This is a genomic window from Agrobacterium sp. SOY23 (assembly GCF_027212525.1).
GTDB classification, from domain to species: Bacteria; Pseudomonadota; Alphaproteobacteria; order Rhizobiales; family Rhizobiaceae; genus Agrobacterium; species Agrobacterium tumefaciens_I.
The window spans coordinates 379,878-392,844 of the sequence record NZ_JAPWDT010000006.1 but is presented as its reverse complement, the minus strand read 5'-3'; the positions used below and the strand labels follow the sequence as shown (position 1 = coordinate 392,844).

The 12,967-nt window shown below is 58.0% G+C and carries 13 protein-coding genes and 1 pseudogene; 6 read left to right on the top strand and 8 right to left on the bottom strand.

Going from position 1 to position 12,967, the window contains the following annotated elements; all coding sequences use genetic code 11:
* Positions 1–438: contractile injection system protein, VgrG/Pvc8 family (locus O3S81_RS19245; RefSeq protein WP_269345775.1), on the bottom strand; the 438-nt coding region annotated here is incomplete at its 3' end.
* Positions 439–649: 211 nt separating this feature from the next.
* Here O3S81_RS19245 and O3S81_RS19240 point away from each other — a divergent pair.
* Entirely contained in the window at positions 650–1,498 is an 849-nt protein-coding gene (locus O3S81_RS19240) for a hypothetical protein (RefSeq protein WP_269345774.1), read from the top strand.
* 6 nt (positions 1,499–1,504) lie between these two features.
* Here O3S81_RS19240 and O3S81_RS19235 read toward each other — a convergent pair whose 3' ends face one another.
* Positions 1,505–2,041: a hypothetical protein gene (locus O3S81_RS19235; RefSeq protein ID WP_269345773.1), complete on the bottom strand. Its 537-nt coding sequence runs from the start codon at positions 2,039–2,041 to the stop codon at positions 1,505–1,507.
* A gap of 317 nt (positions 2,042–2,358) precedes the next feature.
* On the opposite strand from O3S81_RS19235, the gene O3S81_RS19230 reads away from it, so the two are divergent.
* Entirely contained in the window at positions 2,359–2,679 is a 321-nt protein-coding gene (locus O3S81_RS19230; protein WP_269345772.1) for a hypothetical protein, read from the top strand.
* Between the two features lie 88 nt (positions 2,680–2,767).
* Here O3S81_RS19230 and O3S81_RS19225 read toward each other — a convergent pair whose 3' ends face one another.
* Positions 2,768–3,235, bottom strand: a complete 468-nt coding sequence (locus tag O3S81_RS19225; RefSeq protein WP_269345771.1) for a MerR family transcriptional regulator — start codon at positions 3,233–3,235, stop codon at positions 2,768–2,770.
* Between the two features lie 72 nt (positions 3,236–3,307).
* Here O3S81_RS19225 and O3S81_RS19220 point away from each other — a divergent pair, with 72 nt between their 5' ends.
* Entirely contained in the window at positions 3,308–4,351 is a 1,044-nt protein-coding gene (locus tag O3S81_RS19220) for an SDR family oxidoreductase (protein ID WP_269345770.1), read from the top strand.
* A gap of 306 nt (positions 4,352–4,657) precedes the next feature.
* Here the strand turns inward: O3S81_RS19220 and O3S81_RS26650 are convergent, their stop codons facing one another.
* On the bottom strand, positions 4,658–5,017 hold the full coding sequence (locus O3S81_RS26650) for a hypothetical protein (protein ID WP_442864953.1): 360 nt from the start codon (positions 5,015–5,017) through the stop codon (positions 4,658–4,660).
* Between the two features lie 796 nt (positions 5,018–5,813).
* On the opposite strand from O3S81_RS26650, the gene O3S81_RS19210 reads away from it, so the two are divergent.
* From O3S81_RS19210 to O3S81_RS19200, 3 genes and pseudogenes are all read left to right on the top strand, one after another.
* On the top strand, positions 5,814–7,370 hold the full coding sequence (locus tag O3S81_RS19210; RefSeq protein ID WP_269345768.1) for a BCCT family transporter: 1,557 nt from the start codon (positions 5,814–5,816) through the stop codon (positions 7,368–7,370).
* A 130-nt stretch (positions 7,371–7,500) separates the two neighbouring features.
* Positions 7,501–8,133: a TerC family protein gene (locus O3S81_RS19205; protein ID WP_269345766.1), complete on the top strand. Its 633-nt coding sequence runs from the start codon at positions 7,501–7,503 to the stop codon at positions 8,131–8,133.
* A gap of 384 nt (positions 8,134–8,517) precedes the next feature.
* A pseudogene (locus O3S81_RS19200) lies at positions 8,518–8,691 on the top strand (methionine--tRNA ligase); the annotation flags it as partial.
* 43 nt (positions 8,692–8,734) lie between these two features.
* Here the strand turns inward: O3S81_RS19200 and O3S81_RS19195 are convergent.
* From O3S81_RS19195 to O3S81_RS19180, 4 genes are read right to left on the bottom strand one after another with little or no spacing between them, the layout of a single operon-like run.
* Entirely contained in the window at positions 8,735–10,516 is a 1,782-nt protein-coding gene (locus O3S81_RS19195) for a chloride channel protein (protein WP_269345764.1), read from the bottom strand.
* A 16-nt stretch (positions 10,517–10,532) separates the two neighbouring features.
* The gene (locus tag O3S81_RS19190; RefSeq protein ID WP_269345762.1) at positions 10,533–11,453 is read right to left on the bottom strand and encodes an aminotransferase class IV; all 921 of its coding nucleotides are present in this window, start codon (positions 11,451–11,453) and stop codon (positions 10,533–10,535) included.
* Between the two features lie 43 nt (positions 11,454–11,496).
* Complete coding sequence (locus O3S81_RS19185) at positions 11,497–12,273, bottom strand: amino acid ABC transporter ATP-binding protein (RefSeq protein ID WP_269345761.1); 777 nt, start codon at positions 12,271–12,273, stop codon at positions 11,497–11,499.
* Between the two features lie 22 nt (positions 12,274–12,295).
* Positions 12,296–12,961, bottom strand: coding sequence for an amino acid ABC transporter permease (locus O3S81_RS19180; protein WP_269345760.1), 666 nt, complete (start codon positions 12,959–12,961; stop codon positions 12,296–12,298).
* Between the last annotated feature and the right edge of the window lie 6 nt (positions 12,962–12,967).

The window sequence follows — 12,967 nt, the reverse complement described above, 5'->3', positions numbered from 1 at the left end:
CGGAATGCCGTGTTCGGAAAACAGCGTCTCGACGATCTCGACCGCCGTCTTGTCCATCCAGATGCGGCAATCGGACCGGCGCGACAGCAGCCACATCTGCGGGCGGATGGTCAGCGCATAGGAGCGCATGCCGCGTGTGATCGGCGGGCCTTCATGCAGCTCCGTCACCAGGCCGTTGAAGGGGCGGCGGATGCCGCTGCCCTCTTCGCCGGTCCCTTGCTCGACCTCGACCGACACATCCACCAGCCGTCCGATCAGCTCTTCGGGTTTGACCGCTTCTTTCTTGGCTCGCACGGTCAGGCGAATGTCGAAGAGCTGCGATACGCCCTCCTCGACCGTCAGACGCTCCGGAAGAAGCTGATCCTCGCCCAAAGGCGACTTGACCTTGAGCACACGACTCGCCTGAATGAAGTCAGAGGATGAGGGCTGGTCATTCATTGCGAACCTCGATAGCAGAGCTCAAAAAATCAATCAGCTGTCAAAATCTCGACAGAATGCAATCAAACATTGTGGCGAAACCAAGGATTCACCATGAATTCTACAACCTGGATATGCCAAAATTCCATCGATGAAATCTGACAGGCCGGGGCCCGGAGTGACGATCGAAAAACAATCGAGGCAGACGAAACACGACGCCGAAAGTTACGGTTTGCGCCGCGAAGAAGCTGCCGGGGTCCGCCACGGCGCCGGCTGGTGGGTCAGTATCAGGCGACGTGGCCACAGGATTGTCAGGCTGTTCAAGGACAGTATCTACGGTTCCGGCGATGAAGCCTACTGTCAGGCACGCGCCTACCGCGACGCCATCATTCTTGCCATTCCGCCCGCCACCAACCTCGAGCAGGCCGTGCTTCTGCGCAAGAACAACCGAAGCGGCATTTCCGGCGTCAGGCGTGTTGAGACGACCGACGGCGATGCCTGGCAGGCTACCCTGATGACCAGTGAGGGGCAGAAAAGAGAAAACTTCTCCGTCGCCAGACTGGGCGAAGAGGCGGCAAAGTCGATGGCAATCACACAACGGCGCAAATGGCTGAAGGCACTGCCCGTGACACATCTTGCCTATGCGCATCACGCTGCCGAGGTTGCGCGCACGCAATTTGGCGACGGGCTTGCGCCGGCGTATGATGTTTTGCCGGAGGTGCGTCTGGCCGATGCTGACATCGAGGCGCGTATCAAAGAAATTAACGACCAGTTTGATGCGTCTCGCCCGAAGAGACTGCGGGTTCGGGTCAAAAGCTATTCAACAGACAGGGTATCCATCGCAGTTTCCGATGCGGAAAGCCCCGCGCGGAAAAAACTCATGCATCTCAACACGCGCGGCAAGGCAGGGACCGAAATCGTCAACGCGATCAACAGCAGCGTCCGGGAAACCGTAACGGCAATTTATGATGAGAAGACCGCGTGCTGGTTCAGTTCCACCTATGGGGACAAACTGCTCAATCCGCAGACATTCAATATTGACGAGGGCTTTAACGTGCTCGTTTTTGTGCCTCGGGAATAGTGCATCTCATCGACTTGAGCTTATGTTGATGACGGCGGACGAGCCTACCTGAACAAAGGAATAATCGACCGCACCCCGCTTCCACGCCGCGGTTACACTTTCGATAACGTCATTCTTGTCGAGATTGTCTGGTGACCCAAGCCGATCCGATAACGCATCCAGAAAGCCGGCGGGTCTTGGCGTGGTAAAGGCGCACGCCTTGTGTCCATCAGGACCAACGGCAATCCAAAACGACAGTAACTCCGCGCCGCCTTCCCTCTCATGTCGCCACCCCACGACATCAACAGAACCGCCATTATGACCGACGAAGCTGCGACGCCACTCATCAATGTCCGCATCGGTTAAACGCTTCCAACCGAGTTCGTCGCCGTTTACCATCGCTTCTAGCACAGTGGACGCTTCACAGATGGTGAGAAGGCGCTCCACCGTCATATCCGCCGGCGTGGCCGCGGCTTCCCCGAAACTCAAAAATGCGGCAAAACAGCTGCTGATTGTCGCAACCTTGAGATACCGAATCTGGATCTCGCACGCTCCTTTTCTCATATCTCCTCACTCCTGTTGATCTCACCACACTCTTGCCATCTACGTCCGGCCATCGGTCATCCGCAATGACCTGACTTGCTCTCTCCGGCCGGCCCATCCAAAGACCGCCCGGCGACACATCAACCTCATACATTACTTATGAAACAGTCATCAACCTAATGATAAAAATAGGAATAATTCACAAAATAACTGGTGCGAAATCTCTCCTCAGTATCAACTCGCCGTGATGCATCGGCGTCACGGAATGACGCAAAAACCGGCACCCGAAATTCAGGCAGCCGGTCTTGCTGTTGACGCCAACCCGGCAACCTCGTGCCATGACCCTGACGAACAGCTTCATCGCCGAACTTGTCCGCGACGCCAACAGGCTCGATCATCTCGACAGCTGGCAAAAGCGACGGATGCTGGAACGGGCAGTGACAACAATCCGCGACATGCGTGAAACAATCGGAATGCCCTCCGGTCCCGGCCGTGACTGTCTCCTCGACATCCACACCATTGCCCTCTCCATCGAACGCGGATGGCGCAGTGATGAAGAGGTGCGAAACGCTCTTCTGCAGGCAGCCGCCATGATCCGGGACCTGCATATCGTCCTCGACAGCAAAACCGAAATCAGCGTGGTCAAGCCAGCAATCTGATTGTGCCCTCGCCTGGCCGAATACACACGGAAAGCCGTCGCCGGGGATGAAACAATACCGGAAGGCTGATCACCGGTGGCGGAGTGCATCAGGCACCTTGATCCTCCTCGCTCGCCATGACGGTCGCACAGCTGGAAGCCGGCGGCGCAATCTCCGTCAGACAAAGGTCTTCTCCGGAGAACCGGGGCTCGTCGCCGGGCTTGCCGCGCGCCATCCAGTTGCGCTTGGCGTGCAGATAATCAAGCAGCTTCGCAAGCTCTGCGGCCTTCTGTTCCAGTCTCGCCAACTGCGTATCGATGATCCCGATCTCCCGCTCAGCGGACAGACCTTCGCCGAGAAGTTCGCTGGCGATCGTGGCAATCTCCTTGAGCGGCATGCCCAGTGACTGCGCAAAGCGGATCATCAGCGCCGTAGAGACATCCCGCTCGTTGAAGATCTGATAGGGATGGCGGCCTCCCTTGACGCCCGACTGCGGTGCCAGCAGCCCCTTGCGAACATAAAAACGCACAGTGTCCTGGCTGAGGCCGGCCCTCTCGGCAAATTCTCCAATCAGCATTGCCGTCACTCCTTGACCATGGACCATGGTCCAGCCTTATAGAACAGGCTCCCTCAATTGTGGAGTTGAATAATGACAGACGATCCGACCTCACCGAACGGCGCGCCCCTCGCTTTTGTGACGGGGGCCACGGGACTTCTCGGCAATAATCTGGTGCGCGCGTTGATCCTGGCCGGTTGGCGCGTACGGGCACTGGTGCGATCGCCGGACAAGGCACGTCAGCAATTCGCCAGCCTCGACGTGGAGATCGTGACGGGTGACATACTCGACCCGCCGGGTTATGCGCCGGCGCTCGCGGGCGTCCAGACTGTCTTCCATACCGCCGCCTATTTCCGCGATTCCTACAAGGGCGGTCGACACTGGGACGCACTCTATGCGGCCAATGTCGAAGGCACACGTCATTTGCTAGAGCAGGCTTATCAAACGGGTGTACGGCGCTTCGTCCACACCAGTTCGATTGCCGTACTGCACGGCGCGCGAGGCAAAATCATCGATGAGACCATGCTGCGTGACCCACGCGACGCCGACGACTATTATCGCAGCAAGATCCTGTCCGAGCGCGTTGTGCTCGGTTTTCTCAATGCCCATCCGGATTTTTGGGCCGCAATGGTGCTGCCCGGCTGGATGCATGGGCCAGGCGACATCGGACCAACCTCGGCGGGACAGACAGTCATCGATGTCGCGCTGCGGCGGTTACCCGGAATACCGCCCGGCTCCTTCTCGGTCGTCGATGCACGCGACGTTGCACAGGCGATGATCCTTGCCGACGAGAGGGGGCAGCGCGGCGAACGCTATCTCGCGGCCGGGCGTCACATGACGATGGCCAGCCTCCTGCCACAGATTGCGCAGCTGGCAGGTGTGCCGGCACCCGCTCGCCGCATCCCGCTCTGGGCAATGCACCTGCTCGCCGCCGGTTACGAGGTCTACGCTCGACTGACGGGACGCCCGGTGCTGCTGAGCTGGGCGATGGTGCGCACCGTTGCCGGCGAAAACGACCGGTCACGCTACGACCCGGCCAAGAGCGAGCACGAACTCGGCCTGCGTTTCCGGCCGGTTGTGGAAACCCTGCGTGACGAGGTGGCCTGGTTCCGCGCCAATGGACTTATACCGGAATGAGCACGTAATCCGGTCCTCTTTCCTGCAAGGCGGACTATCACCCAACACGCGGTCCCGGGAAAGAACAGGGGATGGCTGCCGGACAGCCTTGGCAACCATCCCGAAATCGGAGGGAGACCGCAACTCCGGACTGTCTCGCCGGGACGGCCCGGTGCTCTCTGCCTCGTCACGCCAGACATTTACGCCTGAACCATAGAATACTCGCGAAAGGCTGTCAGTCGACCCCACGATGTCCATGCCAAAACCATCGCAAGATCACGCGAGACATGCGTATCGACAATCGTTCGTTTTCGTCGCGGGTCAGCATCATGATAGTATCGGTATCAAGGCCTTCACCAGCGTGGCCGCGCAGTTTGACAAAGCATCGAGATGCCACAGGTTATTGAGGTCCTCAGGCTGACAGGAGAAGACTGCTTTCATCGGAAAGGATTGTGCCGTCGCCGGCCGAACTGGGAAAACATCATCGATGCTGTTGCGCACTACGGCTCGGTCAACACGGCAATTGTGTTGCGCAGCGAGCCCACCAAACGTATCGGACGTGAGCTGATGAAGAAGGGATAGTTTGGCAATAGCCCGAATTTCTGCTTCGGTTCTGCGCCTGCTTTCCGAAGGTGCAAGGGAGTGAAACTGCCGAGGGTGCCACGGCTGCTCTTGGCGGATATCCATTCGCCCTCAGCATGGAAAAGCCCGGCGGCAAGATAACGGTTTACTGGAAAAAATTCCGCACCGACGCATTGGACCTCTACCGAGGGCGGGTGCCTTCCCTTACGCTCTACATATTTTGGGGACGCACCCGCCCGCGCGGGTTTCCCTTGCGTCTGCACTCTTTGCCAAGATTGTATCAGGTCGCAAATTGACATACTCAAGGCGTCTGGGATCGATGCAAAGAATGTAATCATTCTGCCAAAAAAATAATCACAAGCCATTGAAAACCATTAAGAACTCCCTGCGCATGTTTTTTTCGGCAGCACGCAAGCTGTCGCCATATTGTGACGTCATGTCGCTGTCGGGCAAGTTAATGACAGGTTTTTACGGTTAGATAAGGAACACTCACGGCACCACTCCTGACGAGGGGTCGTGTGACCTTGGGGACGCCGGTCAGGACTCGGCGCGCCCACTCCATGGCGTCAGAACAAGATTAAGACATTTGCAGTCTGGACGGAACATCTGGAAGGGTGCCGCGACGGTCCGGCGGAATACACCTAAGCCCGAAACCATCCCTGAGATCATCATCACTCCTGCGAGCAACAAGAGAGTGTGCAGTCAGCGCGGTTCGTGTCTGGATGCCCTGTCGTTCCGCCGTGGCAAATCTGGATACCAAGGGGACGCCTTGCGCAAGCTACAGGCAATTCTCTCCACCGCAGCCATTTCAGACAACACGAACCGCCCTGATTAACCCGTCAGAGTTTGCTTCTGGAAGACAATCATAAAAAAATTACTACCAACACAAGGGGAAATACGAATGACATCAAACAACAAAAATATAGATATAAGTGTTTTTTGGCCGGCAATATTTGTGACTGGAGGATTTGTACTTTGGGGCGCGATGACTCCTTCGAGCTTGTCGGTGGTAACGACCGCTGCTTTGAATGCAATCATCCGGTCGTTTGGCTGGAGCTTTGTCACTTCCACAGCCTTCTTTCTGATCCTTGCAATTTTCCTGGCCATAAGCCGTTTCGGCAAGATCAGGCTTGGCCACGACGACGAAAAACCCGAATTCTCGACCGTCTCCTGGGTCTGCATGATGTTCAGCGTGGGCATGGGGATCGGTCTGATGTTCTGGGGCGTGGCTGAGCCGGTCTCTCACTTCGGCGCGCCACCCCATGGCATGGCGCAACCTCAGACCAAGGAAGCGGCGTTGCTCGCAATGCAGTATTCCTACTTTCACTGGGCATTGCACCCATGGGCGATCTACGCGGTCGTGGGACTGGCGCTTGCCTATTTCAGCTACCGACGCGATTTGCCGACACTCATTTCCAGCGGCTTTTACCCATTGCTCGGCGAGCGCATCCACGGACCGATCGGCAAGGCAATCGACGCGCTGGCCATCATAGCAACCCTGTTCGGTACCGCGACTTCGCTCGGGCTTGGTGCGCAACAGATCAATAGCGGTATGCACTTCCTGTGGCATACACCCGAATCCTCTGCTATCGCGCTTACGATCATCGCCGTACTGACCGTGGTGTTCATCCTGTCGGCAGTCTCCGGTGTCGGCAAGGGCGTCCAGTTTCTCAGCAACATGAACATGATCGTTGCGGCACTGCTGCTCCTGTTCCTCGCGATCATCGGACCGACCGTGTTCATCTTCGACACGCTTGCGGAGTCGCTCGGTTACTACCTCAGCGATCTTGTCACGATGTCCTTCCGCACCGCAGCTTTCGGCGACGGCAAATGGCTTGCGGGCTGGACCATTTTCTATTGGGCCTGGTGGGTTTCGTGGGCACCGTTTGTCGGCGTGTTCATCGCGCGCATTTCTCGCGGCCGTACAATCCGCGAGTTCGTGATTGGCGTTCTCCTCATTCCAAGTGCGGTGACTTTTGTCTGGTTCAGCATCATGGGCGGCACGGCGCTTTATTCCGAGCTGCTCGGTGTAGGGGGGCTGGTTGAGATCGTCTCGGAAAAAGGCGCAGCCGTATCGCTGTTTGCCTTGCTTGCTCAATATCCGGCGGCCACATTGACGTCTACCGTGTCTATGTTCCTCGTCGCTGTTTTCTTCGTCTCGGGTGCGGATGCGGCATCGGTTGTCATGGGCATGCTGTCCTGTCGGGGAACCCAGCACCCGGCGACGTCGATCGTGGTGTTGTGGGGCTTGCTAGCGGGTGCCTCGGCCTGCGTTCTGCTCGTTATGGGCGGCCTCGGCGGCCTGCAAACTGCTTCGATCCTTGCGGCGGCTCCTTTCCTGCTGGTCATGGTCGGATTGTGCGTATCGCTGTGGATGGGCCTGCTCGACGACATTGAGGTGCACGGTCACTTCGAGGAACTGGAAGGCAAAATTGCCTCCGCTGAAGCGGAGGGCTAGGCGAGGCGATCTCGGTGCTGCTGCGGATGCCGGAAATGTCGGCGTCCGCCTAATCTGCCAACCCCTGCCCCAAGACCGTGACCACGGCGGGAACTGACATGATCCCGGACTGAAGAAGGAACTTACTTGCATGCTCGACTTCCTGACGATGGCTTCCCTGATCGCGCTCGGTCAGGTGATCCTGATCGACCTTGTGCTCGCGGGCGACAATGCGATCGTTATCGGCCTTGCCGCGGCTGGCCTGCCCAAAGAGCAGCGCACCCGCGCCATCTTGATCGGCATTGCCGCCGCTACCGTACTGCGGGTGATCTTTGCTGCATTGGCCACGCAACTTCTCGCGATTGTAGGCCTGCTGCTTGCCGGCGGCATCCTGCTGCTGTGGGTGTGTTGGAAGATGTGGCGCGAATTGCACACCAGCCACGGACAGGAGGTGGCGGCTGAGCACGCCCTCGAAGGCGAGAACGGCGATGGCAACGCGCCAGGCAAGACCTTCGCTCAGGCGGCCTGGCAGATTGTAGTCGCCGACGTCTCCATGTCGCTCGACAACGTGCTTGCCGTTGCCGGTGCAGCGCGGGAGCACCTGTGGGTCCTCATCTTCGGTTTGGCCGTCTCCGTCGCCCTGATGGGTCTTGCCGCCAGCCTGATCGCGCGCCTGCTGAATCGCTTCCGCTGGATAGCTTATATCGGCCTACTCGCCATCCTCTATGTTGCCTTGGACATGATTTATCGCGGTGCCCGTGAAATTTGGCCATTCGTATTCTGACTTGGCATCGCGGCAACTGGTCCTGACATCGGCCTGGACGAGTGATCCGTTACTCGGCCCACGCCGTAATCCGTTCCGCGATCGCTTTTGGGGTCTCGATGTGCAGGAAGTGACCGACGTCGGGACGAGTTCCAGAGCGTGTGGGGCGGCAAACCGATGTCGGTCGTTACCTGTTGGGGAAAGGCGCAGCCATCTTCGGCGCCGTGAAGCTGCCGCAGTGATCAGTGCGACCTCCATGTATCGCCCGGATTGCTGTCGCCGCCTGATCGTCATCGTCATCCTCTCCTCATCCCACGGACCAGCTTGCTTCCGACACCCCGATCGTAGACTGATTTCCAGTCACGCAGCCCCAGGTGATGATTAAAAGATTTTACCGGATTCTCATGCCCGGAGCACGGTATACCGCTTGAAGTCGTCAAGGAAGAAAACTGGTTCTTCCGCCTCTCGCGATATGGCAATCGTATCCTTCGTCTGATCGAGACAGAGGAGCGTCAGGTCGTGCCGGTTCACCGGCGAAACGAGATACTTGCCTTGCCCCGGCGCGGACTCGAGGACATCAAAAAGTACTCCAGGATCTCCAATCCATCCACGGAATAGCCACCTATCTATGGCTTCCCTCGTTCTGTCTGCGATCAAGCTCTTCATTATATCTGCGCAGGACGTGTTGTTCGGCCAGCAGGCCGATCACTCTCCTGTCTGCCTTGCTATCGATCACGGCCAAAGCGTCTGCCTCGGCGGTAGAAAATGCCTTCATTGCCTCACGCACGTTCATGTCCGGCAGCAATGCGGTATCGGCGAAGCGAGCGAGGTCTTTCGCCGTCGTCTCTTCGGGCAACTCGCGGTGAATTTCCGGGATGAGAACAATTCCGACATACCGACCTTCATCATCGACTACCGTAACACGCTGGGTCGCCCCAAGGGGGAAATCGCTCCTCAACCTGTCCAGCGTCATGACGTCAGAGACGGTGCGAACATCCCTGCGCATCATTTTTCCAACGGTGAGTTCGCGTATCCATCCAATGTCAGCAGCGCTCCGGATCGATTCTCCCCGCAGATGGAAACGCCATGTGGCGAAGGAATAGCCAAACAGACGTCGAACGGTGATCGATGAAACAACGGCAGCCGCAAGAACCGCAATGGTCAGTGGCAGGCTTCCCGTCGTCTCGAGCGCCAGAAACGCCATCGTCAACGGCGCACCCAAAACGGCCGTTGCCATCGCGCACATGCCGACAATCCCAACGACCAGACCGGGAATCTTGAGGCCGAAGACGAGCATCCAGCCGAGAGCAACGAGCTTGCCGAGCATGGCTCCGAGGAAAAGAGAAGCAAAGAACAGACCGCCGCGAAACCCCGAGCCGATCGAAATAGCCGAGGCCAGCACCTTCAAGCCGATCAGCATCACAAGTACGGGCGCCGTATAATATGCCCCGAAGCCCACATGAAGAGCCGAATGGCCCGATGACAGGACAGCAGGTGTGATCAGGGCCAAGGCACCGACACACAAACCGCCGATCGCCGGCCGCATCCATGCCGGAAGCCCGCTTTTATTGAAGATTAGCTCAACCAGCGTCACCGTTCTCATCATGACGATGGCGACAAGCGCGCTCAGGATCGCCATGACGAAAACGAGCGAATAATCCGATGCAGTCAGCGTTCCGGCAAACCCCACCTGGAACGATTGTTGCGGGAACAAAAGACGCATGGTGCCCACCGCCGCTATCGAGGCGACGACGACCGGCGCCAAGGTTGCGATGGAATATGTCGCAATAATGAGTTCGAACGCGTAGAACGCCCCGGTCAAGGGGGCATCGAAGGCCGCCGCGATCGCGCCGGCAGCACCGCAGCCGACCAGCGTTCTAAGATCGCTGCGGCGCACGTGCAGAAGCTGTCCAAGCCGGGAAGCGAAGGCCGAGCTGATCTGCGTGTAACCGGCCTCCATGCCGATCGAGGCGCCGAAACCGTTCGACACCATAGTCTGCAAAACCAATAACAGGCTTCCCGCCATTGGGATGCGCCCGCCGTGCAGCGCATTGGCCTCAACGGGGTCGATGATCGAGACGCGCGAGCGGCGCGCGGATAACCAGCCGATCAGACCAAGAATGATGCCGCCGATAGCAGGAACGCAGGCTGCCCGCCAGGGATCGATAAACGCCGCACCACTGACCTCATGGCCTTTGATGGCGAACAGGACATGATGCAACCATTGAACGATCGCCACCATAATGGCGACGAAACACCCCGCAATCACGCCAACGAACCCGGCAAGAACCACAAGCCAGATTTCGTCGGCGCGCACGATCGCCCTCAGACGATGAGGGATCCTGAATAGCGGTCTTTGCGAAGGCGGTTGACTTCCAGCCCCGGCAGGGTCGAGCGTGACCATCGAGACTCCCCTGCCCTCACCCCGAAATATATGCCGCGTAAAGGTCGGCAATCCGCTGCGTGACCGGCCCAGGCTTTCCCTCGCCCACTTTACGGCCATCGATCCGGGTAACCGGTGTGATCCCGCCAAGCGTACCTGTGACGAACGCCTCGGATGCACCATAGACTTCAGCAAGTGTAAAATCCTGCTGACGCACGACATGTCCGGCTTCGGAATAAAGCTTGATCACCTTTTTGCGCGTGATGCCGTTGAAATTGTATCGCCCGGTCGAGGTCCAGAGTTCCCCACCGCGAACGATAAAGAAGTTGGTGGAGTTGCAGCTTGCGACAAAACCATGAGGGTCGAGCATCAAGGCTTCGTCGGCGCCGGAATTTATGGCCTGAATAAGGGCATGGATGAAGTTCAGGCGGCTGTGGGAGTTCAGGCGAAGATCGAATACATCGGGCGTGCTGCAACGGATCGTCGATGTCAGGAGCGAGAGGCCGTTCGTCTTGGATTCGGGTTTCGGCGTTTTGAATTCCGCAACGATGACAATGGTGGCCTGGCCGAGCGCGAAGCGCGGGTCCTGGTTCGGCGTCTTCTTCTTGCCGCGCGTGACCATCAGGCGAGCATGCGCCCCATCCGTCATGCCGTTCTTCTCGAAGGTTTGCCGCAGCGATGCCGTCAAGTCCCCACGATCCATGCCGATATCGAGCTGGATCGAATTCGCGCCCTCGTAGAGACGGTCCAGATGTTCATCGAGGGCGATGATTTTGCCATTGACGAGACGGACGCCTTCCCAGACCCCGTCCCCCAGGACGAAACCTGCATCGAAGACCGAAACCTTTGCTTCATCGCGCTTGAAGAATTCACCATTCACATAGACGAGCACGTCCTCATTGCGGCTGTCCGCGACATACCCTTGAGAACTCGTATCGCTGGCGGTGACTGCGTTCATTTTCCTAACTTCCTCATTCTTGAAATTGTTTAGATCCGCAGGTTCAGAAAGCGAACTCTGTGAAACGGTTAAGGAACGCGCGGGTACGCTCCTGCTTGGGGTTTTTCAAAACCTCGTCGGGTGTGCCCACTTCGTGAAAGACGCCATCGGCCAGAAAGATAACCTTCGTTGCGAAGTGGTAGGCAAACCCAAGTTCGTGCGTCACCAGGAGCATGGTGCGCCCTTCTTCGGCAAGCTGCCGGATAACCCGCAGAACCTCGCCGACCAGTTCAGGATCGAGCGAGGAAGTGGGCTCGTCGAACAGCAGGATTTCCGGCTCCATGGCCAGGGATCGGGCAATTGCGACACGCTGCTGCTGCCCGCCGGAAAGACGGCCGGGATAGGCGTCCAACTTGCTGCTCAGGCCGACCTTCTCCAATTCCGCTGCGGCCCGTTCTCGGGCAACCTCACGCTTTACGCCCTTGACGGTCACCAGACCTTCCATGGCGTTTTCGAGAACGGTCATGTGCGGGAAGAGATTGAACTGCTGGAAGACCATGCCGACGCGCTCGCGAACGGTGCAGAGTTCGGATTCCGGATATCGGCGTCCAACGTCCTTGCCATGCGGTCTGCCGATTTCCTTGCCGTCCAGGGCAATGGTGCCACTCGTCGGCATTTCCATGAAATTCAGGCAGCGAAGGAAGGTGCTTTTGCCGGAGCCGCTGCCACCAATGATTGCAACGCGTTCTCCTGCCTGGACGGAGAAGTCGATGCCTTTGAGGACATGGTGGTCGCCGAACCACTTTTGCAGGTTCGAGACACGAAGGATAGGCTCATTCATTGCGATATCTCCTTTGTTCGGCTCAGGCTTTCGCTGCAAGGCGCTTCTCGATGTGCGCGGACAGCCAGGTGCCGGGATAGATAAGGATGAAATAGATGACGGCGACGGTCGTCAGAATCTCGAGCGGACGATAGTACGTCGAACTGAGCAGCCGACCTTGATACATCAGTTCGTGCACGGACAGCACCGATGCGAGCGATGACATCTTGGCGACTTCGATGGCGCGGTTCGTAAAGGCTGGCAGCATTCGCTTGAACACTTGCGGCAGAATGATCCGTCGCAGGATCTTTGAGTGTCGCATGCCCAGTGCTCGCGCACCCTCCCACTGCCCTTGGGCGATCGACTGTATGCCGCCCCTGAAGATTTCCGCGGAATAGGCCGAGGTGTTGAGGGCGAGGCCGAGCAGCGCGGCTGTAAACGGCGATAACTGAACCCCGATGATGATCGGGAAGGCATAGAAGAACCAGATAAGCTGGATCAGAACGGGCGTATCGCGAAACAGCTCTACGTAGAACAGGCTCGGTACGCGAAGGGCTACATTCCTTGACAGCCGCGCAAGAGCGAGGAAAAAGCCCGCCACAAGGCCGATCAGGATACTCGGCAGCCACAACTGGACCGTTACGAGCAATCCGCGAAAAAGCACTGGCAGGCTTTGGACGACGAGTTCGAAATCAAATTGATAATCCATTGTCGT